At 37.7% G+C, this 22,698-nt stretch carries 30 protein-coding genes; 18 read left to right on the top strand and 12 right to left on the bottom strand.

Annotated elements, in window-relative coordinates:
- Nucleotides 1-46 precede the first annotated feature (46 nt).
- From acpP to ACYPXO_RS02075, 11 genes are all read left to right on the top strand, one after another.
- On the top strand, nucleotides 47-265 hold the full coding sequence (gene acpP / locus ACYPXO_RS02125) for an acyl carrier protein (protein ID WP_459639050.1): 219 nt from the start codon (nucleotides 47-49) through the stop codon (nucleotides 263-265).
- 107 nt (nucleotides 266-372) lie between these two features.
- Nucleotides 373-1,311: an enoyl-[acyl-carrier-protein] reductase FabK gene (gene fabK / locus ACYPXO_RS02120; RefSeq protein WP_459639049.1), complete on the top strand. Its 939-nt coding sequence runs from the start codon at nucleotides 373-375 to the stop codon at nucleotides 1,309-1,311.
- A complete protein-coding gene (gene fabD, locus ACYPXO_RS02115; protein WP_459639048.1) occupies nucleotides 1,304-2,239 on the top strand; it encodes an ACP S-malonyltransferase in 936 nt (311 codons plus the stop codon). Before fabK ends, fabD begins: the two co-directional genes overlap by 8 nt.
- Nucleotides 2,233-2,973 carry a 3-oxoacyl-[acyl-carrier-protein] reductase gene (gene fabG / locus ACYPXO_RS02110; RefSeq protein ID WP_459639047.1) on the top strand — a complete coding sequence of 247 codons (741 nt, stop codon included), beginning with the start codon at nucleotides 2,233-2,235 and terminating at the stop codon, nucleotides 2,971-2,973. The genes fabD and fabG overlap by 7 nt, the downstream gene beginning before the upstream one ends.
- A gap of 12 nt (nucleotides 2,974-2,985) precedes the next feature.
- Nucleotides 2,986-4,230, top strand: coding sequence for a beta-ketoacyl-ACP synthase II (fabF, locus tag ACYPXO_RS02105; protein WP_459639046.1), 1,245 nt, complete (start codon nucleotides 2,986-2,988; stop codon nucleotides 4,228-4,230).
- A 2-nt stretch (nucleotides 4,231-4,232) separates the two neighbouring features.
- Nucleotides 4,233-4,661, top strand: a complete 429-nt coding sequence (accB, locus tag ACYPXO_RS02100) for an acetyl-CoA carboxylase biotin carboxyl carrier protein (RefSeq protein ID WP_459639045.1) — start codon at nucleotides 4,233-4,235, stop codon at nucleotides 4,659-4,661.
- 15 nt (nucleotides 4,662-4,676) lie between these two features.
- Entirely contained in the window at nucleotides 4,677-5,105 is a 429-nt protein-coding gene (gene fabZ, locus ACYPXO_RS02095; protein ID WP_459639044.1) for a 3-hydroxyacyl-ACP dehydratase FabZ, read from the top strand.
- Between the two features lie 9 nt (nucleotides 5,106-5,114).
- Nucleotides 5,115-6,380, top strand: a complete 1,266-nt coding sequence (gene accC / locus ACYPXO_RS02090; protein WP_459639043.1) for an acetyl-CoA carboxylase biotin carboxylase subunit — start codon at nucleotides 5,115-5,117, stop codon at nucleotides 6,378-6,380.
- Between the two features lie 5 nt (nucleotides 6,381-6,385).
- Nucleotides 6,386-8,077, top strand: coding sequence for an acetyl-CoA carboxylase carboxyltransferase subunit alpha (locus ACYPXO_RS02085; protein ID WP_459639042.1), 1,692 nt, complete (start codon nucleotides 6,386-6,388; stop codon nucleotides 8,075-8,077).
- A gap of 12 nt (nucleotides 8,078-8,089) precedes the next feature.
- A complete protein-coding gene (locus ACYPXO_RS02080; protein ID WP_459639041.1) occupies nucleotides 8,090-9,157 on the top strand; it encodes an NAD(P)H-dependent flavin oxidoreductase in 1,068 nt (355 codons plus the stop codon).
- A 47-nt stretch (nucleotides 9,158-9,204) separates the two neighbouring features.
- Entirely contained in the window at nucleotides 9,205-9,642 is a 438-nt protein-coding gene (locus ACYPXO_RS02075) for a MarR family winged helix-turn-helix transcriptional regulator (protein WP_459639040.1), read from the top strand.
- Between the two features lie 71 nt (nucleotides 9,643-9,713).
- Here the strand turns inward: ACYPXO_RS02075 and ACYPXO_RS02070 are convergent, their stop codons facing one another.
- The gene (locus ACYPXO_RS02070; protein ID WP_459639039.1) at nucleotides 9,714-10,127 is read right to left on the bottom strand and encodes an EamA family transporter; all 414 of its coding nucleotides are present in this window, start codon (nucleotides 10,125-10,127) and stop codon (nucleotides 9,714-9,716) included.
- A gap of 134 nt (nucleotides 10,128-10,261) precedes the next feature.
- Here ACYPXO_RS02070 and ACYPXO_RS02065 point away from each other — a divergent pair, with 134 nt between their 5' ends.
- The 5 genes from ACYPXO_RS02065 to ACYPXO_RS02045 all read left to right on the top strand — a co-directional run bounded on the left by ACYPXO_RS02065 (nucleotide 10,262) and on the right by ACYPXO_RS02045 (nucleotide 13,725).
- Complete coding sequence (locus ACYPXO_RS02065; RefSeq protein WP_459639038.1) at nucleotides 10,262-10,819, top strand: GNAT family N-acetyltransferase; 558 nt, start codon at nucleotides 10,262-10,264, stop codon at nucleotides 10,817-10,819.
- A 23-nt stretch (nucleotides 10,820-10,842) separates the two neighbouring features.
- Nucleotides 10,843-11,268, top strand: coding sequence for an N-acetyltransferase (locus ACYPXO_RS02060; protein ID WP_459639037.1), 426 nt, complete (start codon nucleotides 10,843-10,845; stop codon nucleotides 11,266-11,268).
- A gap of 368 nt (nucleotides 11,269-11,636) precedes the next feature.
- Nucleotides 11,637-12,179 (top strand): phosphodiesterase, encoded by a 543-nt coding sequence (yfcE, locus tag ACYPXO_RS02055; protein WP_459639036.1) that lies wholly within the window; start codon nucleotides 11,637-11,639, stop codon nucleotides 12,177-12,179.
- On the top strand, nucleotides 12,179-12,898 hold the full coding sequence (locus ACYPXO_RS02050; protein WP_459639035.1) for an NAD-dependent protein deacylase: 720 nt from the start codon (nucleotides 12,179-12,181) through the stop codon (nucleotides 12,896-12,898). Before yfcE ends, ACYPXO_RS02050 begins: the two co-directional genes overlap by 1 nt.
- Complete coding sequence (locus ACYPXO_RS02045) at nucleotides 12,895-13,725, top strand: hypothetical protein (RefSeq protein WP_459639034.1); 831 nt, start codon at nucleotides 12,895-12,897, stop codon at nucleotides 13,723-13,725. Before ACYPXO_RS02050 ends, ACYPXO_RS02045 begins: the two co-directional genes overlap by 4 nt.
- Before the next feature lie 36 nt (nucleotides 13,726-13,761).
- Here ACYPXO_RS02045 and sdaAA read toward each other — a convergent pair whose 3' ends face one another.
- Together sdaAA and sdaAB are read right to left on the bottom strand one after the other, a co-directional pair.
- Nucleotides 13,762-14,634, bottom strand: a complete 873-nt coding sequence (sdaAA, locus tag ACYPXO_RS02040; protein WP_459639033.1) for an L-serine ammonia-lyase, iron-sulfur-dependent, subunit alpha — start codon at nucleotides 14,632-14,634, stop codon at nucleotides 13,762-13,764.
- A gap of 12 nt (nucleotides 14,635-14,646) precedes the next feature.
- Nucleotides 14,647-15,315, bottom strand: a complete 669-nt coding sequence (gene sdaAB / locus ACYPXO_RS02035) for an L-serine ammonia-lyase, iron-sulfur-dependent subunit beta (protein WP_459639032.1) — start codon at nucleotides 15,313-15,315, stop codon at nucleotides 14,647-14,649.
- An 83-nt stretch (nucleotides 15,316-15,398) separates the two neighbouring features.
- Between sdaAB and ACYPXO_RS02030 the strand changes: the two genes are divergently transcribed.
- Nucleotides 15,399-15,656: a DUF1294 domain-containing protein gene (locus ACYPXO_RS02030; RefSeq protein ID WP_459639031.1), complete on the top strand. Its 258-nt coding sequence runs from the start codon at nucleotides 15,399-15,401 to the stop codon at nucleotides 15,654-15,656.
- Between the two features lie 59 nt (nucleotides 15,657-15,715).
- Here ACYPXO_RS02030 and hydF read toward each other — a convergent pair whose 3' ends face one another.
- Genes hydF through ACYPXO_RS02010 form a run of 4 tightly spaced genes read right to left on the bottom strand, consistent with a single transcriptional unit; the run spans nucleotide 15,716 to nucleotide 19,657 of the window.
- Nucleotides 15,716-16,903 carry a [FeFe] hydrogenase H-cluster maturation GTPase HydF gene (hydF, locus tag ACYPXO_RS02025; protein ID WP_459639030.1) on the bottom strand — a complete coding sequence of 396 codons (1,188 nt, stop codon included), beginning with the start codon at nucleotides 16,901-16,903 and terminating at the stop codon, nucleotides 15,716-15,718.
- A gap of 10 nt (nucleotides 16,904-16,913) precedes the next feature.
- A complete protein-coding gene (hydG, locus tag ACYPXO_RS02020; RefSeq protein WP_459639029.1) occupies nucleotides 16,914-18,335 on the bottom strand; it encodes a [FeFe] hydrogenase H-cluster radical SAM maturase HydG in 1,422 nt (473 codons plus the stop codon).
- Between the two features lie 23 nt (nucleotides 18,336-18,358).
- The gene (gene hydE, locus ACYPXO_RS02015) at nucleotides 18,359-19,396 is read right to left on the bottom strand and encodes a [FeFe] hydrogenase H-cluster radical SAM maturase HydE (protein WP_459639028.1); all 1,038 of its coding nucleotides are present in this window, start codon (nucleotides 19,394-19,396) and stop codon (nucleotides 18,359-18,361) included.
- 9 nt (nucleotides 19,397-19,405) lie between these two features.
- Nucleotides 19,406-19,657, bottom strand: coding sequence for a TM1266 family iron-only hydrogenase system putative regulator (locus ACYPXO_RS02010; RefSeq protein ID WP_459639027.1), 252 nt, complete (start codon nucleotides 19,655-19,657; stop codon nucleotides 19,406-19,408).
- Between the two features lie 236 nt (nucleotides 19,658-19,893).
- On the opposite strand from ACYPXO_RS02010, the gene yaaA reads away from it, so the two are divergent.
- Nucleotides 19,894-20,631: a peroxide stress protein YaaA gene (yaaA, locus tag ACYPXO_RS02005; RefSeq protein ID WP_459639026.1), complete on the top strand. Its 738-nt coding sequence runs from the start codon at nucleotides 19,894-19,896 to the stop codon at nucleotides 20,629-20,631.
- 80 nt (nucleotides 20,632-20,711) lie between these two features.
- Here the strand turns inward: yaaA and ACYPXO_RS02000 are convergent, their stop codons facing one another.
- The 5 genes from ACYPXO_RS02000 to ACYPXO_RS01980 all read right to left on the bottom strand — a co-directional run bounded on the left by ACYPXO_RS02000 (nucleotide 20,712) and on the right by ACYPXO_RS01980 (nucleotide 22,667).
- Nucleotides 20,712-20,969: a hypothetical protein gene (locus tag ACYPXO_RS02000; RefSeq protein WP_459639025.1), complete on the bottom strand. Its 258-nt coding sequence runs from the start codon at nucleotides 20,967-20,969 to the stop codon at nucleotides 20,712-20,714.
- Between the two features lie 42 nt (nucleotides 20,970-21,011).
- On the bottom strand, nucleotides 21,012-21,263 hold the full coding sequence (locus ACYPXO_RS01995; protein WP_459639024.1) for a hypothetical protein: 252 nt from the start codon (nucleotides 21,261-21,263) through the stop codon (nucleotides 21,012-21,014).
- A gap of 35 nt (nucleotides 21,264-21,298) precedes the next feature.
- On the bottom strand, nucleotides 21,299-21,466 hold the full coding sequence (locus tag ACYPXO_RS01990) for a DUF6019 family protein (RefSeq protein ID WP_459639023.1): 168 nt from the start codon (nucleotides 21,464-21,466) through the stop codon (nucleotides 21,299-21,301).
- A 328-nt stretch (nucleotides 21,467-21,794) separates the two neighbouring features.
- Nucleotides 21,795-22,061, bottom strand: a complete 267-nt coding sequence (locus ACYPXO_RS01985; protein WP_459639022.1) for a hypothetical protein — start codon at nucleotides 22,059-22,061, stop codon at nucleotides 21,795-21,797.
- 381 nt (nucleotides 22,062-22,442) lie between these two features.
- Nucleotides 22,443-22,667 carry a hypothetical protein gene (locus tag ACYPXO_RS01980; protein WP_459639021.1) on the bottom strand — a complete coding sequence of 75 codons (225 nt, stop codon included), beginning with the start codon at nucleotides 22,665-22,667 and terminating at the stop codon, nucleotides 22,443-22,445.
- Between the last annotated feature and the right edge of the window lie 31 nt (nucleotides 22,668-22,698).

Here is a 22,698-nt window from a genome sequence, read left to right as displayed (position 1 = left end):
TCCAATTTGGATTACATAAATTTAAGAAAATAAAGGAGAAAATAAGATGTTAGAAAAAGTAAAAGAAATTGTAGCAGATTCATTAGGAACAGAGGTAGAGGAATTAACACCGGCAACTTCATTTAAAGAAGATTTAGGTGCAGATTCTTTAGATTTATTTGAAATGGTAATGGCGTTTGAAGAAGAATTTGAAAAAGAAATTCCTACGGAAGACTTGGAAAAACTTACGACAATTGGAGATGTAGTATCATATTTAGAAGCGTAGGGCAAAAAAGGGACAGGGCAAAAGCCAAAAAGGGACATAGTAAAAGTCAATTGGGGACGTAGTCAAATCTAATTTGACTACGTCCCCAATTGAAGAAAGGTTATCATATGAAAACAAGAGTGACTGAATTACTGAAAATCGAATATCCGATTATTCAAGGCGGTATGGCATGGGTTGCCGAATATCATCTTGCAGCAAGCGTATCCAAAGCGGGAGGTCTGGGAATGATTGGGGCAGCAAATGCACCGGCGGAATGGGTGCGTGAACAGATTAGGGAAGTAAAGAAACTGACAGATAAACCATTTGGTGTAAATATTATGTTGATGAGTCCGAATGCGGATGAAGTAGCAAAAGTAGTTGTGGAAGAGAACATTCCGGTGGTAACAACGGGAGCGGGAAATCCTGAGAAATATATCAAAATGTGGAAGGAAGCAGGAATAAAAGTAATTCCGGTTGTGGCTTCCGTGGCAATGGCAAAGCGTATGGAACGGTGTGGTGCAGATGCAATTGTGGCAGAAGGCACGGAGGCAGGCGGTCATATCGGAGAAAATACAACAATGGTACTTGTTCCTCAAATTGTTGATGCAGTGGAAATTCCGGTTATTTCTGCAGGCGGCATAGGGGACGGCAGAGGAATGGCAGCGGCTTTTATGCTAGGAGCGGAAGCAGTACAACTTGGCACTTGTTTTGTTGTGACGAACGAATCTATTGTTCATGAAAATTATAAGAAATGTATTATTAAAGCGAAAGATATCGATTCTAGAGTAACGGGAAGAACGACAGGTCATCCGGTACGTGCATTGCGAAATCAGATGACAAAAGAATATTTGAAATTAGAAAAGGAAGGTGCGTCTTTAGAAGAACTGGAACTTTTAACTCTGGGAGGGTTGAGAAAGGCAGTTATTGAAGGCGATGTGATAAATGGAAGTATAATGGCAGGGCAGATAGCAGGGCTTGTGAAAGAAGAAATGTCATGCAAGGTGTTTATAGAAAAGTTGGTAACAGAAACCATTGAGTTGATGAAAGGAAAGGTTTTTTATGAATAAAATCGCATTTGTTTTTTCCGGACAGGGAGCACAGAAAGTGGGGATGGGAAAAGATTTTTATGAAAACAGTGAAATCTCCAAGAATATATTTGATACTGCTTCAGAGAAAATAGGATTAGATTTAAGAGCATTGTGTTTTGAAGAGAATGATTTGTTAGACAAAACAGAGTATACCCAGGCTGCTTTAGTGACAACCTGTCTTGCCATTGTAAGAGAGGTAGAGAAAAGAGGGCTTTATGCGGATGTAACGGCAGGATTAAGTTTGGGAGAATATACTGCTATTGCGGTTGCCGGAGGAATGTCTGATATGGATGCCATCTCCGTTGTAAGAGAGAGAGGAAAATTTATGCAGGATGCAGTTCCGGAGGGAGAAGGCGCGATGTCTGCTATTCTTGGAATGACAGGAGAACAAGTAGAAAGTGTTATCGAAGATATGGAAAATGTTTTTGTTGCCAACTATAACTGTCCGGGTCAGATTGTGATTACAGGAAAAACGGAATCTGTACAGGAGGCGAATGAAAAACTTCTGTCTGATGGGGCAAAAAGAGCTATGCTTTTAAATGTAAGCGGTCCGTTTCATTCACCGTTTTTAGTTGGAGTGGGAGAAAAATTAGGTGAATTATTGAAAAAAGTTTCTTTTACAAAGTTGCAGATTCCATATGTGACAAATGTGACGGGACGATATGTTACAGATGTAAAAGAAACAAAAGAGTTACTTTCAAAACAAGTGGCATCTTCAGTTCGCTGGCAGGACAGTGTAGAAAATATGATTGAAGACGGTGTAGATGTATTCGTAGAGATAGGTGTAGGTAAAACATTGTCGGGCTTTATTAGAAAAGTTAATAAAAATGTGAAAACATATAGTATCAGCACTTGGAAAGATATGGAGAAAGTGATTTCTGAACTTGGAGGTGTAGGCAGATGTTAAAAGAACAGACAGCGGTTGTGACAGGTGGAGCAAGAGGAATTGGAAGAGCGATTGCATTGGAACTTGCCAAACAGGGAGCAAATGTCATTATTAATTATCACGGTTCAGTAAAAAAAGCGGAAGAGGTTAAAAAGGAAATAGAGGAAAAAGGCGGAACAGCGGAAATTATGCAGTGTGATGTTGCTGATTTTGCTGCGTGTGAGCGTTTTTTTCAGCAAGTTATTGAAAAGTATAAACGAGTAGATGTTTTAGTAAATAATGCAGGAGTAACCCGTGACGGTTTGTTGATGAAAATGTCAGAGGAAGAATTTGATACAGTTATCAATACGAATTTAAAAGGAACGTTTCACTGTATGCGTTTTGTGACAAGACAGATGATAAAACAGCATTATGGAAGAATTATTAATATTTCTTCAGTTGTGGGGGTTGCAGGAAACGCAGGTCAGGCAAATTATGCGGCATCTAAAGCGGGTGTGATTGGATTGACAAAGTCGGCGGCAAGGGAATTGGCATCAAGAAAGATTACGGTAAATGCAATTGCGCCGGGATTTATTGAAACAGACATGACAAAAGATTTGCCGGATAAAGTAAAAGAGGAATCTATAGCAAAAATACCGCTTGGATATTATGGGAAGCCGGAAGATGTGGCTGGGGCAGTTTCCTTTTTGGCATCGGAAAAGGCAGGTTATATTACAGGACAGGTGCTTCATGTGGACGGCGGAATGGTGATATAAGGAGAGTATGTAATGAAAAGAAGAGTTGTTGTTACAGGTATGGGAGCGATTACCCCGATTGGAAATTCTGTGGAAGAGTTTTGGGCAGGAATTAAAGCGGGTAAGGTTGGTATCGGAGAGATTACGAAATTTGATACCACGGAATATAAGGTGAAATTGGCAGCGGAAGTAAAGGATTTTGTAGCCAAAGAAAGAATGGATTTTAAGACAGCAAAGAGAATGGAAACATTTTCGCAGTATGCAGTCGCGGCGGGGAAAGAAGCGTTTGAAGATGCGGGACTGTGTATGGAAAAAGAAGATCCGTTTCGTGTAGGTGTGATTGTCGGTTCTGGAATTGGGAGTCTTCAGGTTGTGGAGAGAGAGTACGATAAAATTCAGAAGAAAGGACCGTCAAGAGTAAATCCGCTTATGGTTCCGCTTATGATTTCTAATATGGCAGCGGGAAATGTGGCGATTCAACTTGGATTAAAAGGGAAATGCACAAGTGTTACAACAGCCTGTGCAACTGGTACACACGCTATCGGCGATGCTTTTCGTGCCATTCAATGTGGCGATGCGGATGTAATGCTTGCAGGAGGGACGGAAAGTTCCATTTGCCCTACGGCAGTGGCTGGATTTTCTGCTTTGACTGCGCTGACGGTAAGTACAGATGCTCATAGAGCGTCCATCCCATTTGATAAAGACAGAAGTGGATTTGTTATCGGTGAAGGTGCGGGAGTTGTTGTTTTGGAAGAATTAGAACACGCTAAAGCACGAGGAGCAAAAATTTACGGTGAAGTTGTAGGATATGGTGCAACCTGTGATGCATACCACATTACTTCTCCTGCAGAAGACGGAAGTGGAGCGGCAAAGGCGATGGAATTGGCAATCAAAGAAGCAGGTATCTTTCCAAGAGATGTAGAGTACATAAATGCACATGGAACAAGCACACATCATAACGATTTGTTTGAAACGAGAGCAATTTCCCTTGTATTTGGGGAAGATGCACAGAAACCGATAATTAATTCTACAAAGTCGATGATAGGACATTTGCTTGGAGCAGCAGGAGCAGTAGAGTTTATTACTTGTGTAAAAACCATTCAGGAAGGATTTATTCATCGGACGATGGGAACAGAAAATCTGGATGAAGAATGTACATTAAACTATGCGATACATTCTCCAATAGAGAAAGAAGTGAACTATGCTCTTAGCAACTCTCTTGGATTTGGTGGACACAATGCAACAATTTTACTCAAAAAATATAGGGAGGACGAGTAAAAATGGAAAAAGAACAGTTAATTGATTTGATACACACCGTGTCTTCCTCAAATTTGACGGAGTTTCAATATGAAGAAAACGGAATCAAAATCGGTATGAAAAAAGAATGTCAGATTATATATGGTGACGAGAAAAAGGTGTCTGTTCCGCAGATAAATGTACAGGAAGTGCAAGAAGAGGAAGAGAACATTCGGGAAGGAAAGATTATAACTTCTTTGTTGGTAGGAACGTTTTACGCAGCGCCTTCTGAAGATGCGGAGCCGTTTGTACATATAGGAGATCAGGTAACAAAAGGACAGACTTTGGCGATTGTAGAAGCAATGAAACTGATGAATGAGGTTGAAAGTGAATTTGACGGTGTTGTAGCGGAAATTTTTGTGGAAAACGGTCAGGCAGTGGAATATGGTCAGCCTTTGTTTCGTTTAAAATAGGGTAAAGGAGAGCGTATGAAAGGATTAACAGTTCAGGAAATCTGTGAGATTATTCCTCACAGACATCCGTTTTTACTTGTAGATTATATAGAGGATTACGAGGCAGGGGTGTTTGCAATCGGATATAAATGTGTGACATATAGGGAAGACTTTTTTAAAGGACATTTTCCACAGGAACCGATTATGCCCGGAGTACTTACGGTAGAAGCATTGGCACAGGTTGGGGCAGTTGCCATTTTATCAAAAGAGGAGAACAGAGGGAAAATTGCTTATTTTGGCGGAATACAGAAATGTAAATTTAAAGGAAAAGTTGTGCCGGGAGATAAGTTGAAGTTAGAAACGAGAATAATCAAACAGAAAGGACCGCTTGGAATCGGAGAAGCAGTTGCCAGTGTGGATGGAAAAGTGGTGGTAAGTGCTGAATTGACCTTTATGATTGGATAGGTGAAAGACATGATAAAAAAAGTGTTAATTGCAAACAGAGGCGAAATCGCAGTGCGGATTATCCGAGCCTGTAGAGAAATGGGAATTGAAACGGTGGCGGTATATTCTGAGGCAGACAGGGAAGCACTTCATACGCAGTTGGCGGATGAGGCAATCTGCATCGGACCTGCGCCTTCTCAGGAAAGTTATTTGAATATGGAAAGAATCATTAGTGCAACAATTACCTCGGGAGCAGATGCCATTCATACAGGATTTGGTTTTTTGTCGGAGAACAGTAAATTTGCAGAATTGTGTGAGAAATGCCATATTACATTTATCGGACCGAAAGCAGAAGTCATTCGGAAAATGGGAAATAAATCTCAGGCGAGAAATACAATGATTGAGGCGGGTATACCGGTTATTCCGGGCAGCAGTGAAATTGTTTTGGACATGGAACGAGGAAGAGAAATTGCTGCGGAAGTAGGTTATCCTGTTATCATTAAAGCGGTTCTCGGCGGAGGCGGAAAAGGAATGCGTGTGGCTTACAGCGAGGAGGAATTTTTGAACAGTTTTCAGACGGCACAGAAAGAAGCACAAGTATCTTTTGGGGATAATTCCATGTATATCGAACATTTTGTGGAAAATCCAAGACATATTGAATTTCAGATATTGGCGGATAAATATGGAAATGTAGTTCATCTCGGAGAGAGAGATTGTTCTATTCAGGAAAATCATCAGAAACTCATAGAAGAATCGCCTTGTCCGGTACTTTCCGAAGAACTCCGCAGAGAAATGGGAGCAGTGGCAGTAAAAGCCGCAAAGGCAGTGCAGTATGAAAATGCGGGGACCATTGAATTTCTGCTTGAAAATGATAAGCAGTTTTATTTTATGGAAATGAATACGAGAATACAGGTAGAACATCCGGTAACGGAATGGGTGACGGGTCTGGACTTGATTAAGGAGCAGATAAGAATTGCTTCGGGAATGTCGCTTTCATATAGACAGGATGATATTCAGATAAATGGTCATGCCATTGAATGTAGAATTAATGCAAAATCTTCAGGGAAAATTACGGATATACATTTTCCGGGAGGAGAGGGTGTGCGGATTGATACGGCAGTGTATCATGGGTATATCGTTCCGCCGTACTATGATTCTATGTTGGCAAAACTGATTGTTCATGGAAAAACTAGGGAAGATGCTATTGCAAAAATGCGGAGTGCATTGGGTGAAGTGATAATAGAGGGCATCGGTACGAACATTGATTATCAGTATGATATTATAGAAAAGATGTGAGCAAAATGAATTTAAAAAAGATGTTTAAAAAAACAAGTTATATTTCCTTAAAAGAATCGTCAAAAAAAGAACAGACTCCAGAAGTGCCGGAAGGTATTCTGAAAAAATGTAATGCCTGTAAATCTGCTATTTTTACGGAAGATGTGAAAAACGGATACTATATATGTCCGAAATGCCATAATTATTTTCGAGTTCATGCAAAACACAGATTAGAAATGGTTGCAGACGATGGAAGTTTTGAAGAATGGGACAGAGGACTATGTACAAAAAATCCAATGCAATATAAAGGATATGAAGAAAAAATCCGATTGGCACAGGAAAAGACAGGACTTGAGGAAGCGGTTATTACCGGAAAGGCGAAAATCGGGGGCAAATCAGTTGCTCTCGGTATATGTGACAGCCGTTTTATTATGGCTAGTATGGGGGAAGTTGTAGGGGAAAAAATCACCCGTATGGTTGAACGTGCCACGGAAGAAAAACTTCCGGTAATTATGTTTGCCTGTTCAGGCGGCGCAAGAATGCAGGAAGGAATTACTTCTCTGATGCAAATGGCAAAAACGGCTGCAGCATTAAAACGACACAGTGATGTCGGCGGATTTTATATTTCTATTCTTACTAATCCGACAACAGGCGGGGTGACGGCGAGTTTTGCAATGTTGGGTGATGTGATTTTGGCAGAACCAAATGCACTAATCGGTTTTGCAGGACCGAGAGTCATTGAGCAGACAATCGGGCAAAAATTACCTAAAGGTTTCCAACGTTCAGAGTTTCTATTGGAGCATGGTTTTATTGATGCTATTGTAGAGAGAGAAAATTTGAAAAAAGTTCTTTTTCAATTAATTGATTTGCATGAGCAGAAAAAAATCGATGAAAAGATAAATGATATATATACAGAAGAAATCATGCAAAAACAGATGAAAACAGCGTGGGATTGTGTAATAAAATCCCGTATGAAAGACCGACCGGTCGGATCGGATTATATTAGCAGACTTTTTACGGATTTTATAGAATTACATGGGGATAGATATTTTCAAGATGATAAAGCAATTATTGGAGGAATAGCTAAATTCCATGGTGTTCCGGTGACGGTTATCGCACAGGAAAAAGGGAAGACGATAAAAGAAAATTTGGAAAGAAATTTCGGAATGCCTTCCCCTGAGGGATATAGAAAGGCTTTGCGTTTAATGAAGCAGGCGGAAAAATTTCATCGTCCGGTAATTTGCCTTGTAGATACTCCGGGTGCATTTTGCGGAATTGAGGCGGAAGAACGCGGTCAGGGAGAGGCAATTGCAAAAAATATTTATGAAATGTCAGCATTAAAAGTTCCGATACTTTCGGTTATTATAGGGGAGGGGGGAAGTGGCGGAGCGTTGGCTATGGCTACTGCAAATGAAGTGTGGATATTGGAAAATGCCATTTATTCTATTCTTTCTCCTGAAGGATTTGCTTCAATTTTATGGAAAGACAGTAAAAGAGCAAAAGAGGCGGCGGAAGTAATGAAATTGACAGCGAGAGAATTGAAAGAGGCGGGGATTGTAGAAGAAGTTATCGAAGAACCAAAACATTTTACAGTGGAGAATTTGTCTTCTGTCTGTGATAACTTAGAGAAGAAAATAAAGAGTTTTTTGTGGAAATATAGAGAAAAATCAGAAATAGACATTGCAGAAGAACGTTATCGGCGTTTCCGAAAAATGTAGAGAGGAGCGGTTATGGAAAAAGAACAGGTGTCTTTTGCAGTTGGAGAAAAAAAAGCATATATTCCCATTGTGCAGGGGGGAATGGGTGTTGGAATAAGTCTACATCGGCTTGCCGGTGCAGTTGCGAGCGAAGGCGGAGTGGGATTGATTTCCACTGCACAGATAGGATTTCGTGAAAATAATTTTGACAGTAATCCTTTGCAGGCAAACTTGCACGCTATGGGTAAGGAATTAAAATATGCAAGAAAACTTGCACCTAATGGTATTATCGGTTTCAACATAATGGTAGCGACAAGGCATTATGAGGAATATATTAAAGAAGCAGTCAGACTGGGGGCAGATTTGATTGTTTCAGGGGCAGGATTGCCAACAGACCTCCCATTATATACGAAAGAAACGAATACAAGCATTGCTCCTATTGTATCAACAGAAAAATCTGCTCATGTTATTTTGAAATATTGGGATAAAAAGTATAATGTTGCGGCAGATATGGTTGTGATAGAAGGCTGGAAAGCGGGAGGACATCTGGGATTTCATTTGGATGAATTGGAAAAATGGAACGACATTTCTTACGAAACAGAAGTGGGGAAAATTATTAACATTGTACGATTTTATGAGGAAAAATACGAAAAGAAAATTCCGATTATACTGGCAGGCGGAATGTATTCGGCAAAAGATTTGAAAAGAGCAAAAGAGTTGGGGGCGGACGGTATTCAGGTTGGAAGCCGATTTGTTACAACAAAAGAGTGTGACGCAGATATACGTTACAAAGAAGCCCATATAAATGCTCAAAAAGAAGACATTCAAATTGTAAAAAGTCCTGTAGGAATGCCGGCACGGGCAATCCGTAACACGCTAATAAGACGAATACAAAATGGAGAAAAGTTACCGCCTACACTTTGTCATCAATGTATAAAAAAATGTAATCCAAAAGAAATTCCATATTGCATTACGGATAAACTCATTGAGGCGGTGAAAGGAAATGTGGACAATGGTCTTGTTTTCTGTGGCGCTGAAACGTATCGTGCCACAAAAATAGAAACAGTGAAAGAGGTAATTGCTTCTTTTCTTTTCTCATAAGAATGTGTATAATGAACTTAATATCATTCTGGTGAAGGAGGAAATAAATGAATACATATGAAACCATTAATGATATTTTAGTGCATTTGTTTAATGAAATCTGGGAACTGGAAGAGAAGGCAATTATTACGGAAGAATTTAAAGACATCACAAATAATGATATGCACATCATTGAGGCAATCGGTTGTGGGGATGGAACTCCAATGTCTGCGATTGCAAAGAAAATGAATGTAACGGCAGGGACGCTGACAACTTCAATGAACAGTCTTGTAAATAAAAAATATGCTGTTCGTGAGAGAAGTGAAGAAGATAGGCGTGTTGTTTATATCAAATTGACGGAAAAAGGGAAGAGAGCATATGAACATCATGCACAGTTTCATCATCAGATGACAGATGCGGTCATCAAAAAATTAAATGAGGAAGAAATTCCCGTGTTGTTAAAAACATTGGAGGGGCTTTCGGAGTTTTTTAGAAATTATCATTAATTTCATTCCGAAAAGCCCCTTTTTCATGTTATAAAGATTAAATCTGTTGTACATAGCATATAGGAGAATAATTAAAGAACCATTATTAATGAGCCGATACCAATAAATATGCAACCTATTAAGGATTTAACAGTGAATTTTTCATGTAATAAAACAAAAGCTAAAATCAGTGTAATGACTACACTTAATTTATCAATAGGAACAACTTTTGATACATCACCGATTTGTAATGCCTTATAATAACATAGCCATGAAGCACCGGTTGCTAATCCGGAGAGGATCAAAAATATCCAACTTTTTCTGCCAATTTCGGAAATACCGTTTTGTGCGTGAGTGAGAAAAACTATACCCCATGCCATAATTACTGCAACAACCGTTCGAATAGCGGTTGCGAGATTGGAATTAATACCGTCAATCCCCATTTTTGCAAATATAGATGTGAGTGCTGCAAATATTGCAGATAGTAACGCAAACACAAACCACATATTATACCACCTCGATAAATCTTTAAATTTATTAGTTATTTATAGAAATTATATCATAAAAGAAAAACATTGTTTAGTGAAAAAGATAGAGGTATAATATCGCCATATTTATAAATGGAAAGGACTGGAAATGTATGGAACACAAAGGGACAGTAAGATTAGAAACGGAAAGATTGATTTTGAGGAGATTTACAGATAATGATATAGAAAGTTCCTATCGTAATTGGACAAGTGATGATAAAACGACAAAGTATTTAACTTGGCCTACACACGAAAATGTAGAAGTGACAAGACAGATACTTCAAAGTTGGATAGAGGATTACAAAAAGGCATCTTTTTATCAGTGGGCAATTGAATTAAAAGAAATAAAAGAACCGATTGGAACAATCAGTGTTGTGAGAAGTAATGAATCAATAGATATGGTTGAGATTGGCTATTGTATAGGAAGTAAATGGTGGAATAAGGGTATTGTGACAGAGGCCTTTAAAAAGGTAATTATTTTTTTATTTGAGGAAGTAAAGGTAAATAAAATTCAGTCACATCATGATGCAGAAAATGTGGGTTCAGGAAGAGTAATGAGTAAATGCGGAATGATTTATGAGGGAACTCTTCGGGAGGCTGACAGAAACAATCGAGGAATTGTAGATAAGGTTACTTATGGCATTTTGGCGAAGGAGTATTTTAAGAAATAGAATAAAGAAAGGGAGAATATAGTATGATTAGAAATTTGGAAAAAACAGATGTAGATAACGTGGCAGAAATATGGCTGGATACGAATATAAAAGCACATGATTTTATTTCAGCGGAGTATTGGAAAAGTAATTTTGCAGTTGTAAAAGAAATGTTTTTGCAAGCAGAAATCTATATCTATGAAGAGGAACAGACAAAACAGATACTTGGTTTTGTCGGGCTGAATGATAATTACATAGAAGGGATTTTTGTTTGCAGTGAATCACAGTCACGAGGAGTCGGTAAACAATTATTGGATTTTATAAAAGAAAGAAAATCGTCTTTGCAACTAAGTGTGTATCAAAAAAATGAACGTGCGATACAATTTTATAAAAGAGAAGGATTTCAAATACAGAATGAAAAGGTAGATGAAGATACGGGCGAGAAAGAATATGTCATGGTGTGGAAATGATAGTTTATCCTAATATCATCAGATAGTAAGTGTTCTTTATATAACTAAATATACGAAAAGCAATGAAACGTTGCGAGGTTGTAACATAATTGAGTATTGAAGTAACAGATGTGTTATTGAAGAAGAGTATTGATATTAAAGATACAATAATAAAGATAGTAGGTTACTGGAAGAAAGAAAAAAGGGTTATGAAGAAATGAGCGTCGTTTCTTCATAATGAACAGTACGATATAGTTGTGCTGGAACAACGTATTTCTACAAAGACAGAAAAGTAATTCCTTCCTCTAAAAACGAAAAGTCCTTGAGCCTTTGGGGTGATTTATGTTACAGTTAAGATAGAGATTGGAACAAGGGAAGAGGACAGAAAAATGAAATTAATGATAGCATCAGATATACATGGTTCGGCGTATTATTGTGAGAAGATGATAGATGCATTTCATCGGGAAAAAGCAGACAAATTGTTGCTTTTAGGGGACATTTTATATCACGGTCCGAGAAATGATTTACCGAAAGCATATGAACCGAAAAAGGTAATTGAAATGTTAAACAATATGAAAGAAGAATTGCTTTGTGTCAGGGGAAATTGTGATACGGAAGTCGACCAAATGGTGTTAGAGTTTCCGATATTGGCAGATTACGCAATTCTTTATGTAAATGACAGAATGATTTTTGCCACACACGGTCATCAGTTTAACAGAGAAAATCTTCCTATGTTGAAGAAAGGGGATATTTTACTGAATGGGCATTTTCATGTACCGTCAGGAGAGTGGATTGGAGAATATATCTATCTGAATCCCGGCTCGGTATCTATTCCGAAAGAAAACTCAGAACACAGTTATATGATAATTGAGGAAGATATATATTTATGGAAAAATTTAGAAGGAGAAGTATATAAGAAGGAGGTTTTCTAATGGAAAAGTTAGTTCTACTTCAAAAAATGGTAGATGAGAGTCAGCGAATTGTATTTTTCGGAGGGGCAGGAGTATCTACAGAGAGTAATATTCCTGATTTCCGCAGTAGTGACGGTATTTATCAGGAAAAATATACATATCCTCCGGAGCAGGTTGTCAGTCATACATTTTTTCAAAAGAAACCGGAATTGTTTTATGAGTTTTATAAATCGAAAATGATGTTTTTAGATGCGAAACCGAATAAGGCACATTTAAAATTGGCAGAAATGGAAGAAAAAGGGAAATTAAGTGCTGTCATCACGCAGAATATAGACGGTTTACACCAACTGGCAGGAAGTAAAAATGTGTTGGAACTGCACGGAAGTATTCACCGCAATTATTGTCAGAAATGCGGGAAATTTTATGATGCAAAATATGTAAAAGGTTCGGAGGGTATTCCGACTTGTGATTGTGGAGGCAGAATAAAACCGGATGTTGTTCTTTATGAGGAAAGTCTGGATAATACAGTTATTCAGAAATCTGTAAGAGAGATTGCGGAGGCAGATATGCTGATTATTGGAGGGACTTCTCTGGTTGTCTATCCGGCGGCAAGTTTTATTGATTATTTTAGAGGAAAATATCTTGTTGTGATCAATAAGAGTGCAACGCCGAGAGATGAACAGTCAGATTTGTGCATTCAGAAATCAATAGGAGAAATATTAGAAGGGATTACGGTATGAGAAAAAAAGCGGGAATAAGTTTACTAATTATATTAATACTTTTCTGTGTTTGCCTGACAGGATGTAAAAAGGAAGAGCAAAAGGCAAAACAAAAAGGTACGGAAGAAAATAATAAGCCTATAGAAGCAATGTATGTGCCATGTGGGGATGACGGCTATATCTTTTTTGACAGAAGCACGGAATCACCATTTTATGCGATTATTCCGGAAGACAAACTGTATGATGAGAATGAGAAAAAGATAAAGCAAAAAGATCTGAATGCGGGAGATATGATTGCCTGCTACGGTGATGGGAAAATGTTGGAGTCTTATCCGGGACAGTATCCGGGAGTGACGAAAATGATTCGTGTGAAAAAAGGAACTGTGGAAGATACGAAGAAATATGAGCAGGAAGTTTCTAAATTCGTACAGAAACCTAGTAAAGCGGATATTCCATACTTAGACATTGAAAATACGCAAAAAAATGCGTTGGTTACAACGGCTGCTACTGAGGGGAATTACGAGTGGACATACAAAGACATGAACGGAAATCAGCAGTTAGAAAAAGTGGAAGATATTTCTTTTTTGGAAAAGGAAGGATTGGCAGATGTTGTGTGTGACAAAGAAAATTCGGAATTGAAGTTGATTTTTTCTGCTGAGCCAAACCATATTAAAGTGACAAGATGGCCTGTGGGAACATCAAAAGAAAAGGGATCTCACGGACAGCGTGTGCGGGCGACATTGGATGGCAATATAGGATACATAAAAAGAGCGAAAAAATCTTATATTTATGAAGTGACTGCGACATGGGAAAACGGAAAAGTACATTATGGATTTTATATCCCATAAAAATAAGGTCTGTTTCATTTGAAACAGACCTTATTTTTATTTACATATACTGCAGCCTAAACTACATCCGGTTGGTGTGCCAGCACATCCTCCCATAGCAGTTTCTCGAAGTTCAAATGGAAGACTTTTTCCTACACGGAACATCGCCTCTGCCATTTCGTCAAATGGAATTGGATGAGTAACTCCACTGAGTGCAAGTTCAGCGGAAGTAATTGCGTTGGCAACTCCGATTGCGTTTCGGCTCTGGCAAGGTGATTCAACAAGTCCGGCGATTGGGTCGCACACAAGACCAAGAAGATTTGAAAGGGCAATGCTGGCAGCAGTTAAGCACATTTCAGGAGTTCCACCCATCATTTCAACTACTGCAGAGGCAGCCATTGCAGAGGCAGCGCCCACTTCCGCCTGACATCCAGCCTCAGCGCCGGAAACGGAGGCATTTCTCATTAAAATATATCCTATAGAACTTGCATTTAAAAGTCCGTTAAAAAGAAGGGCATCTGACAATGCTTTTTCTTCTTGAAGTGCTAGTAATGTTCCGGGAACAACACCCGATGAGCCGGCAGTTGGAGCAGCAACAATCAGCCCCATAGATGCATTGACTTCCAAAACAGCCATACTATAAGAAATGGCTTTTGATAGCATGGAACCACATACACTTTTATTCGTTTTTGCGTGGTCGGCAACTTGTTTCGCTTCGCCACCGATAAGACCGCCAATAGATTTTCCGGGATTTTGTATCGGTTTGTGAGCGGAATTTTTCATAATTGTAAGTACTTCAGCTAATTTTCCATCTACCTCTTCAGATGAAAGGCTTCCCATGGTGATTTCACGCTCTTTCATAGCGGTGGAGATAGAAATTTCTTCTTTTTCGCATAAGTTTAATAAAGTTTGTCCATTAAAAAAATCCATTTTTATATCCTCCTACATCTGAATGAGCATTAAATCTTTAACGTGCTTATTTACGCGGATTTTATCTAAAATTTCTGACGGAATTTCTTCATCGGATTCCACAATCGTAAATGCAGTAGCGCCTTTATCTTCACGGAATAAACGCATAAATGCAATGTTTACATTTTCTTCACTTAAGCATTGTGTAATATGAGCTACTACACCAGGTTTATCGATTTGTTGTACGATTAATGTACTGTATTCTCCGGTAAATTCTACATCAATATTGTTAATACGGACGATTTTCATTTTTCCTCCGCCAATGGATTCTCCACGAATGGAAAGTGTGTGTCCCGCTTTATTTTCCAATACAATATCGGCAGTGTTCGGATGATCTGTTATCGTTTCTTCGTCGATAATGTAGTGATATTCCAATCCCTCTTTTTCGGCTATGGCAAAGGCATCACGGATTCTTTCATCATCGGTGGCAAAACCTAAAGTGCCTCCAAGTAATGCTTTGTCTGTTCCGTGACCACGATACGTTTTGGCAAAAGAGCCGTATAATGTAAATGTGACTTTATCTATTGGTTGTGCAAACATCTTTCGTGCAAGAAGTGCAATGGCGACAGCACCGGCAGTGTGTGAACTGGACGGACCAATCATATTTGGTCCGATTACATCGAAAATGCTTAGAAAATTCATGACATTCCTCCTGATATATTTACAAATTTGTTGTGGATATTATATCATAATAAGAAGATGAAACATAGTAGAAGGAGAGGAAAATGAAAACTTTCGTGATTTATCTGATATTGATAAATTTTATTACGTTTTTTATGTATGGGATAGATAAAAGAAAGGCAATAAAAGGACATTGGAGAATTGCAGAAAATATTCTTCTAGGTATGACTTTGGCAGGAGGCTCTGTGGGGGCAGTAATTGGAATGTATATATTTCATCATAAAACAAGAAAAATAAAATTCTATGTTGGAGTACCGTTGATTTTATTAACACAGGCGTTACTTTTAGTGATATGTAAATAAAAATCTTCCTTTAGAAACTCTAGTTTCAATCCGTGAGTTTCTAGAGGAAGTATTTTTTATTATTGAGCGAATGGTTTTAAACTTCTTTCTAAAATTCCGTTCATTTTCGCAATGGCAATACCATAATTGGTTATTGGAATATTCATATCTTTGGCGCAGCGAAGTCGATATTTCATTTCACGTTCATTTAACATACAGCCACCGCAGTGGATAATCAGATTATATTTCTTTAAATCTGAAGGAAATTCCTTCCCGCTTGTAAAGGCAAAATGTAAATTTTTTTGCGTATATTTTTTCAATAAATTCGGTAATTTTACAGTACCAATATCTCCACATTGACGATGGTGAGTACAACCTTCGGAAATCAGTACGGTATCGCCATCTTTTAACAGGTCAATGGCAGATGCTCCTTGAGTTACTATATCTAAATTTCCCTTATATCTGGCAAACAAAATAGAGAAAGAAGTCAGTAAAATATGTTCGGGAACAATTTTTGCGACCTGTTTAAATGCCTGACTGTCTGTGATAACAAGTCGGGGTGTCTTTCCTAAGTTTTTAAGCGTTTCTTTTAATTCTGTATCCTTGATAACAATAGAAACAGCATTGGCGTCCAAAATATCCCGAATCGTCTGTTGTTGCGGTAGAATTAACCGTCCTTTCGGTGCGGAAGAGTCAATCGGTACAACGAGAACAACAAAGTCATTCGGTGAGAGTAAATCTCGAACAATCGGTCTTTGATTGACACTATTCGGAATGAGGGAAGTTATTTTTTCTTTTAATTCCGGTATATGAAACCCCGTTTCTGCACTGACCTCTATATTATTTTCTGCTAGTTCAATTGAAAGTTTTTCCGTTAAATCGCATTTGTTTTGCACAATCAGATATGGAATTTGCTTCTGTTGAATTTTTTCTAAAATATTCTTATCTTCCGCAGTCATACCCACAGAGCTATCTATAACAAGCAGGGCGATGTCGGTTTTATTCAACATTTGGTATGTCTTCGCAATTCGTAATTGTCCAAGTTCTCCTTCATCATCTAGTCCGGCGGTGTCGATAAATACGACGGGACCTATGGGAAGAAGTTCCATTGATTTTAAGACGGGATCGGTTGTTGTCCCTTTTGTGTCGGATACAATGGAAAGTGTCTGACCGGTTAATGCGTTGATTAAACTGGATTTTCCACAGTTTCTTCTGCCGAAAATACCGATGTGTATTCGGCTGGCTGAAGGAGTGTTATTTAAACTCATGTATTTCCTCCTAAAATCTAAAATCTCTTCGATTTTCATTTTCAATTTCTTTTAAATTTTCAATAACAATTTGACGAACTTTTTCATTTGGGATGTGATTGATTTCCTCTTGTATTACTTTCTCTCCGACTTTTTTTGTTGCTTCGGAAGCATAGTCCATGAGATATTCTTTTAACGTCATCAATGCGTTTGGCTGACAGCAGTTTTGAATTTGTCCGCTTTTACAAAGTGACATAAATCTATCTCCGGTTCGTCCTTCACGGTAGCAGGCAGTACAGAAACTTGGGATATACCCCAAATCCATAAGCCATTTTACCACTTCGTCCAGAGTTCTTGTATCACTTACATCAAACTGTTCAGATTTATTATCTTCAGGTTCAGGTTCAGCGTAACCGCCTACGCTTGTTTTAGAACCGCCGCTAATCTGAGATACACCTAAATGCAGTACACGTTCACGACACGCTTTACTTTCTCTTGTGGAAATAATCATTCCCGTATATGGTACAGCAATTCGGATACAGGCAACAATTTTGGCAAAAGTATCGTCGTCAATACCATTATCGAATGAATCAGCATCAATATCGTCGGCATGGCGAAGACGAGGAACGCTGATAGTATGTGGACCAACTCCGAAAACTGCTTCCAAATGTTCTGCGTGCATCAAAAGACCTGCAAGTTCGTAACGGTATTTATCCAAACCGAAAAGAACTCCAATTCCAACATCGTCAATACCGCCTTGCATTGCTCTGTCCATAGCAGTGGTGTGGTAATCGTAATCATGTTTCGGTCCGGTCGGGTGCAACTGGAGATAACTTTCTTTGTGATATGTTTCCTGAAAGAGAATATAAGTGCCGATTCCGGCCTCTTTCAATTTACGGTAATTTTCTACTGTGGTTGCGGCAATATTTACATTTACACGGCGGATTGCACCGTTTTTATGTTTGATACTATAAATGGTTTTAATGGATTCCAGTACATATTCAATCGGTGAATTTACAGGGTCTTCGCCGGTTTCCAATGCCAGACGTTTATGTCCCATATCCTGAAGGGCAATTACTTCCTTTCGGATTTCTTCCTGCGTTAGTTTTTTTCTGGCAATATGTTTATTTTTCATGTGATAAGGACAATATGTACAACCGTTTACACAATAGTTGGAAAGGTAAAGCGGGGCAAACATAACGATACGGTTTCCATAAAAATCTTTTTTTATTTGTTCTGCCAAAGCATAAATTTCTTGATTTTTTTCCTCAATATTGCAATCTAATAAGACTAATGCTTCGCGATGTGTAAGACCTTTGCGAAGTTTTGCTTTTTCGATAATATGGTCGATGAGTTCCGCATTATGTTTGTTTTTTTCGGCGAACTCCAGTGTATCGAGAATTTCTTCGTGATTAATAAATTCTTCCGGTTTTTCTGATAAAATATTGTACATGGTAATTACCTCCCTTTTAGCAGTTAGCTAAGCGAATCCCCTCTGGAAACGCTGATTTCGTATCCGATTGTTCGGAGTTGTGTTTTTAGTTGTTCAATTCCCTCGGCAGCCTCACTATCTGTACAGATTTTGTTATCGTAGAGCAGATAGTTTTTCCGTACACTTTTAGGTGAAAGATTTGGCATCACGACATTTGCTCCTGCGAGTATTCCCTGTTCCCGTCCGTCAGGTGCGATTGTCCCCAAAGCAGTTGTAGAGGGAAGAAGTACTTTAGGTAACATAAGGCGGATAAGTGCCAGCATAAACAGGGTAAGTTCTAAACTTCCCTGTGGAAAACTTTTAAATGGCGTATCGTGGTGGGGGATAAATGGTCCGATGCCAACCATTTGAGGATTTAATGTTTTTAAAAACAGCATATCTTCCGCTAAATTTTCAGTGGTCTGATAAGGTGAACCGACCATAAAACCTGTTCCAACCTGATAGCCGATGTCTTTTAAATTCCACAGACATTGTTGACGATTTTTGGCACTGAGCGTATGAGGGTGCAATTTTCCATAATGCCCTGCAGCATATGTTTCGTGCCGAAGCAGATAGCGGTCAGCGCCTGCTTCAAAAAATGCCTTATAACTGTCATAAGATTTTTCCCCAATAGACAGAGTAATGGCACAATCCGGATAAGCGGATTTTATGGAAGAAATCATATCCATCATTTTTTCATCAGTGAAGTAGCCGTCCTCACCACCCTGTAGGACAAATGTACGAAATCCAAGTGAATAGCCGATTTGACAACATTCTAAAATATCCTCTTTTGTTAATCGGTATCGACAGGCATTTTGATTACTTTTGCGAATGCCACAGTAAAAACAATCATTCTTACAAATGTTTGTAAATTCAATTAGCCCCCGAATATATATTTTGTTTCCATAATAAAGTTTTTGTATTTCCCGTGCTTGTGAAAAAAGATATTTTGCCAGTTCGGGTGTGCGATGGTCGATAAGGGTTATCCACTCGTCTTTTGTCAATGTCTGTGTGTCTTTTAATTTTTGAATAAGTTGTTTCATAAATTCCTCTTAAACTGATGTTTTTGCATAAGTTGTTTTTGTATTAATGCCGGAAAGCATTCCGAGTTTTCCAGAAAGTGAACTGATAATATCGTTTGGAGCGTCAATTGCTATGCTGATAATGGAAATATTTTTTTCTCGATAAGGAATCCCCATACGTCCGATAATGTATTGACTATGTTCGCTTAATAGCCGATTGAGTTCACCTACAGGCTCATTACTCTCAACAATAATGCCGATAAGTGCAATTCTTGTATTCATAAAGCCTCCTTTTACAGTGGGATTACAAAAGAAAAGTGCCGGAAGGCACACATAAAAAAGGGTAGAAAATCCCCTTGAGATTGAAATGTCATGCCTTCTTACGCAGGTGTAATCCTTTGTAATCAGTACGTTTTTCTTAGTATATCATAATTAGATAATAGGGACAAGAAACGTTTATTTTTTGACAAATATATGGTAAAAACAGTATAATAATGTCACAGAAAAGGAGAAGAAAAATGCTGACAATTATTTCACCTGCAAAAAATATGAAAATACGAAAAAGAGATGATTTATTACTGAGCAAAGTTGCATTTCCCGAAGAAACGGAAGAAATTATAAAAGAGCTAAAGAAATATCAGCCTTATGAATTGGAAACATTAATGAAAATCAATGAAAAATTGGCAATACAGACGTTTATGGACATACAAAATTTTGATTTACAGAAGGAAGGAACACCTGCGATTTTAACTTATGACGGTCTTGTGTTTAAAAATATAGATGCGGAAACATTTTCGACAAAGGAAATGGCGTTTATCAATATGCATTTGCGTATTTTGAGTGCCTGCTATGGAGCAGTCAGACCGTTAGATGAAATTTTACCGTATCGCTTAGAAATGCAATGTAAATTGAAAATAGATGACAAGAGTTTGTATCAGTTTTGGGGAGATTTGCTGTACGGAGAAGTTTATAGAGAAAATCAGGTTGTGTTAAACTTGGCATCGGAGGAGTATGCAAAGACTATTCGGAAATATGCAAAACATGACCGGTTTATTGATGTAGAATTTCTGACTTATCATAAAGGGAAACTGCGTACAATTACGACTTCGGCAAAAATGGCAAGAGGACAGATGGTACGGTTTATTGTGCAAAACAGAATTGATAAGCCGGAACAGATTAAAGCGTTTGATTGGAATGATTATGAATTTGAAGAAAGTATGTCAAATGAGAAAAAATATGTATTTATACAACGATAAAGGAGGGGATTTCCCCTCCTAATTTATTCTCATACGCCATATTCTACGATATAAAAGTCGTTTTTGTCTTGGTTGCCAATTTACATATAAAGTCCGGCAACGATAAAGGCAAATATACAGAGAATAAGTATCTGTTTTTTACGGTTGACAGAAGCCTCTAAATATTGTTTTTCCCGCTCAGAACAGTAGGCAGCAGGAACAACAGCGATAATAATACACCATAACAAAGCGAATAAGGAAATCATGTTGGAGTCGATACCTGTAAGAGCGAACCAATTCCAAAGGCTTTTGAAAAACAATGCAAAGTTTAGAAAAATAAGTATAATGGATATAAACATAAAATTCCCCCTTCTTTTAGTTAGAGTAAACAAAATTAAAAGTTAAAAAAGAGAAATAATCATTGTAATGATAATGAAAATAACAAGTCCCTTTTCCACAAGTGAAAAATCATAGTCTTTCGGTCTTAATTTGATAAGGATACAGGTGAAGATGAACTGTGCCGTATCAAATACAGAAGTTGATGTGCTATGATTCACTCCTTTAGGTAAAGCAAACATCATGTATGCGAGAACAAAGGTCATCATAAACCAAATGACTTTTAAAACATTAAATTGCTTTGTTGATAGAGTCATAGGCAAATCCTCCTGTAAAGTTTCGATTAAAAGGTCTAGTTGTTTTTATTTTTCTTTGCTAAAGAGTCTTGGTATTCTTGTAGCCCTTTCTTAACAGCGAATTTAATCACAAAGTATAATACGATTATTGTAATTAAAAATGCAGGAAGTGACTTTGCAAACATAATCAAATCAAATAGTACATCATTAAAAAAATCCATCATAAATGTTCCCTCCTTTAAATGTTTAAATGATTAATTCAATGTGGAAGAAATTTTGTTTCCACAGTTGCTACAATAATAAGTCTTTAAATTCCATTGGCATGGTAAGACAGTCTTTTTACAGTATGGACACCGTAAAAGAAAGAGAGGCAGCACATAAGAAAATAAAAACACTATGCTGAAAATGCTAAACCATATCAGACATATATCGGGTGGGAAAATATTCTGTGCGAAAACGTTGATGAAAATACCACAACCATTGATGATTAGAAGAATAAAACACAGTCGAGATTTTTGTTTTAACGTCAAGGTATTCCCTCCCTGATATTCGTTATGAAAAAAAGAGAAGTTTTATCATAATTACAATAATCATAATAAATCCAATTAGTTTTTCGATTTTAGGTACATGATAATCTTTTGGTTCAAAATATGAAGCAATAAAAGCCAGTATGAAATATATAATGTCAAATATAAAAAAGCCGGTATTATACGTGACTAAAATTTCATCAGGAACAAATAGCATATTTGCCCAAAAGATAAACGTCATTATAATTGCAATAATTCTTAAAAAACGAAAAGTTTTATTAGGTATTATCATAGCTAACCCTCCTTTAGTAAGTTCAGTGTATTAGGTGTTCACTGTATTGTCAATGCGTATGGAAGTTATTTCCAAAAGTTAAGCAAACCTTAAGGAATGGTGAATTGTTTATTCTTTTTCATAGAAAAATCCTCCTTGAATTGTTTTATATAATTAGTAACAATCCAAGGAGGAAAATGTGACAAAATATTTTAAAAAATTTCGACTTTTTCTAAATTCGGGGATGGCAGTTTACCCCGTAATATAAGCACTTTATAAGATTTTCGCCATTGTGAAACCAAAACAAGAATAACTTCAGTGTGTTTGACTTCTATTTTTCCTTTTGCCACGAAAAAAGCAGGGTCCGAAAACCCTGCTTCTATTCGACAAATTAAAACTTGATTACTTATCTTTTGAGGTTATTTCATTGAAACATATAACTGCTCCCAGAACAAATAAGACAACGCATACAATAAGAGGGACTATCAATTCCAATCCCAGCAAACTACCTAAAATGCCAGTTATCCCCATATAGTCCCATTTATGCGGTGCTGCAAAGCATAAGATAATAATCGCACCAAGAAATCCTAATATCTGCCATGCTACTCCCAATATCATTTTTTTCATACAATCACACTCCTTTGTCAAATTCAAGTTT

Source organism: Faecalimonas canis (assembly GCF_054601575.1).
This window is presented reverse-complemented; position numbering and strand designations above follow the sequence as displayed.

What these genes read in the sequence shown, in the direction of transcription:
- acpP (WP_459639050.1), top strand. Translation starts at nt 47, where the DNA reads ATGTTAGAAAAAGTAAAAGAAATTGTAGCAGATTCATTAGGAACAGAG.
- fabK (WP_459639049.1), top strand. Translation starts at nt 373, where the DNA reads ATGAAAACAAGAGTGACTGAATTACTGAAAATCGAATATCCGATTATT.
- fabD (WP_459639048.1), top strand. Translation starts at nt 1,304, where the DNA reads ATGAATAAAATCGCATTTGTTTTTTCCGGACAGGGAGCACAGAAAGTG.
- fabG (WP_459639047.1), top strand. Translation starts at nt 2,233, where the DNA reads ATGTTAAAAGAACAGACAGCGGTTGTGACAGGTGGAGCAAGAGGAATT.
- fabF (WP_459639046.1), top strand. Translation starts at nt 2,986, where the DNA reads ATGAAAAGAAGAGTTGTTGTTACAGGTATGGGAGCGATTACCCCGATT.
- accB (WP_459639045.1), top strand. Translation starts at nt 4,233, where the DNA reads ATGGAAAAAGAACAGTTAATTGATTTGATACACACCGTGTCTTCCTCA.
- fabZ (WP_459639044.1), top strand. Translation starts at nt 4,677, where the DNA reads ATGAAAGGATTAACAGTTCAGGAAATCTGTGAGATTATTCCTCACAGA.
- accC (WP_459639043.1), top strand. Translation starts at nt 5,115, where the DNA reads ATGATAAAAAAAGTGTTAATTGCAAACAGAGGCGAAATCGCAGTGCGG.
- ACYPXO_RS02085 (WP_459639042.1), top strand. Translation starts at nt 6,386, where the DNA reads ATGAATTTAAAAAAGATGTTTAAAAAAACAAGTTATATTTCCTTAAAA.
- ACYPXO_RS02080 (WP_459639041.1), top strand. Translation starts at nt 8,090, where the DNA reads ATGGAAAAAGAACAGGTGTCTTTTGCAGTTGGAGAAAAAAAAGCATAT.
- ACYPXO_RS02075 (WP_459639040.1), top strand. Translation starts at nt 9,205, where the DNA reads ATGAATACATATGAAACCATTAATGATATTTTAGTGCATTTGTTTAAT.
- ACYPXO_RS02070 (WP_459639039.1), bottom strand. Translation starts at nt 10,127, where the DNA reads ATGTGGTTTGTGTTTGCGTTACTATCTGCAATATTTGCAGCACTCACA.
- ACYPXO_RS02065 (WP_459639038.1), top strand. Translation starts at nt 10,262, where the DNA reads ATGGAACACAAAGGGACAGTAAGATTAGAAACGGAAAGATTGATTTTG.
- ACYPXO_RS02060 (WP_459639037.1), top strand. Translation starts at nt 10,843, where the DNA reads ATGATTAGAAATTTGGAAAAAACAGATGTAGATAACGTGGCAGAAATA.
- yfcE (WP_459639036.1), top strand. Translation starts at nt 11,637, where the DNA reads ATGAAATTAATGATAGCATCAGATATACATGGTTCGGCGTATTATTGT.
- ACYPXO_RS02050 (WP_459639035.1), top strand. Translation starts at nt 12,179, where the DNA reads ATGGAAAAGTTAGTTCTACTTCAAAAAATGGTAGATGAGAGTCAGCGA.
- ACYPXO_RS02045 (WP_459639034.1), top strand. Translation starts at nt 12,895, where the DNA reads ATGAGAAAAAAAGCGGGAATAAGTTTACTAATTATATTAATACTTTTC.
- sdaAA (WP_459639033.1), bottom strand. Translation starts at nt 14,634, where the DNA reads ATGGATTTTTTTAATGGACAAACTTTATTAAACTTATGCGAAAAAGAA.
- sdaAB (WP_459639032.1), bottom strand. Translation starts at nt 15,315, where the DNA reads ATGAATTTTCTAAGCATTTTCGATGTAATCGGACCAAATATGATTGGT.
- ACYPXO_RS02030 (WP_459639031.1), top strand. Translation starts at nt 15,399, where the DNA reads ATGAAAACTTTCGTGATTTATCTGATATTGATAAATTTTATTACGTTT.
- hydF (WP_459639030.1), bottom strand. Translation starts at nt 16,903, where the DNA reads ATGAGTTTAAATAACACTCCTTCAGCCAGCCGAATACACATCGGTATT.
- hydG (WP_459639029.1), bottom strand. Translation starts at nt 18,335, where the DNA reads ATGTACAATATTTTATCAGAAAAACCGGAAGAATTTATTAATCACGAA.
- hydE (WP_459639028.1), bottom strand. Translation starts at nt 19,396, where the DNA reads ATGAAACAACTTATTCAAAAATTAAAAGACACACAGACATTGACAAAA.
- ACYPXO_RS02010 (WP_459639027.1), bottom strand. Translation starts at nt 19,657, where the DNA reads ATGAATACAAGAATTGCACTTATCGGCATTATTGTTGAGAGTAATGAG.
- yaaA (WP_459639026.1), top strand. Translation starts at nt 19,894, where the DNA reads ATGCTGACAATTATTTCACCTGCAAAAAATATGAAAATACGAAAAAGA.
- ACYPXO_RS02000 (WP_459639025.1), bottom strand. Translation starts at nt 20,969, where the DNA reads ATGTTTATATCCATTATACTTATTTTTCTAAACTTTGCATTGTTTTTC.
- ACYPXO_RS01995 (WP_459639024.1), bottom strand. Translation starts at nt 21,263, where the DNA reads ATGACTCTATCAACAAAGCAATTTAATGTTTTAAAAGTCATTTGGTTT.
- ACYPXO_RS01990 (WP_459639023.1), bottom strand. Translation starts at nt 21,466, where the DNA reads ATGATGGATTTTTTTAATGATGTACTATTTGATTTGATTATGTTTGCA.
- ACYPXO_RS01985 (WP_459639022.1), bottom strand. Translation starts at nt 22,061, where the DNA reads ATGATAATACCTAATAAAACTTTTCGTTTTTTAAGAATTATTGCAATT.
- ACYPXO_RS01980 (WP_459639021.1), bottom strand. Translation starts at nt 22,667, where the DNA reads ATGAAAAAAATGATATTGGGAGTAGCATGGCAGATATTAGGATTTCTT.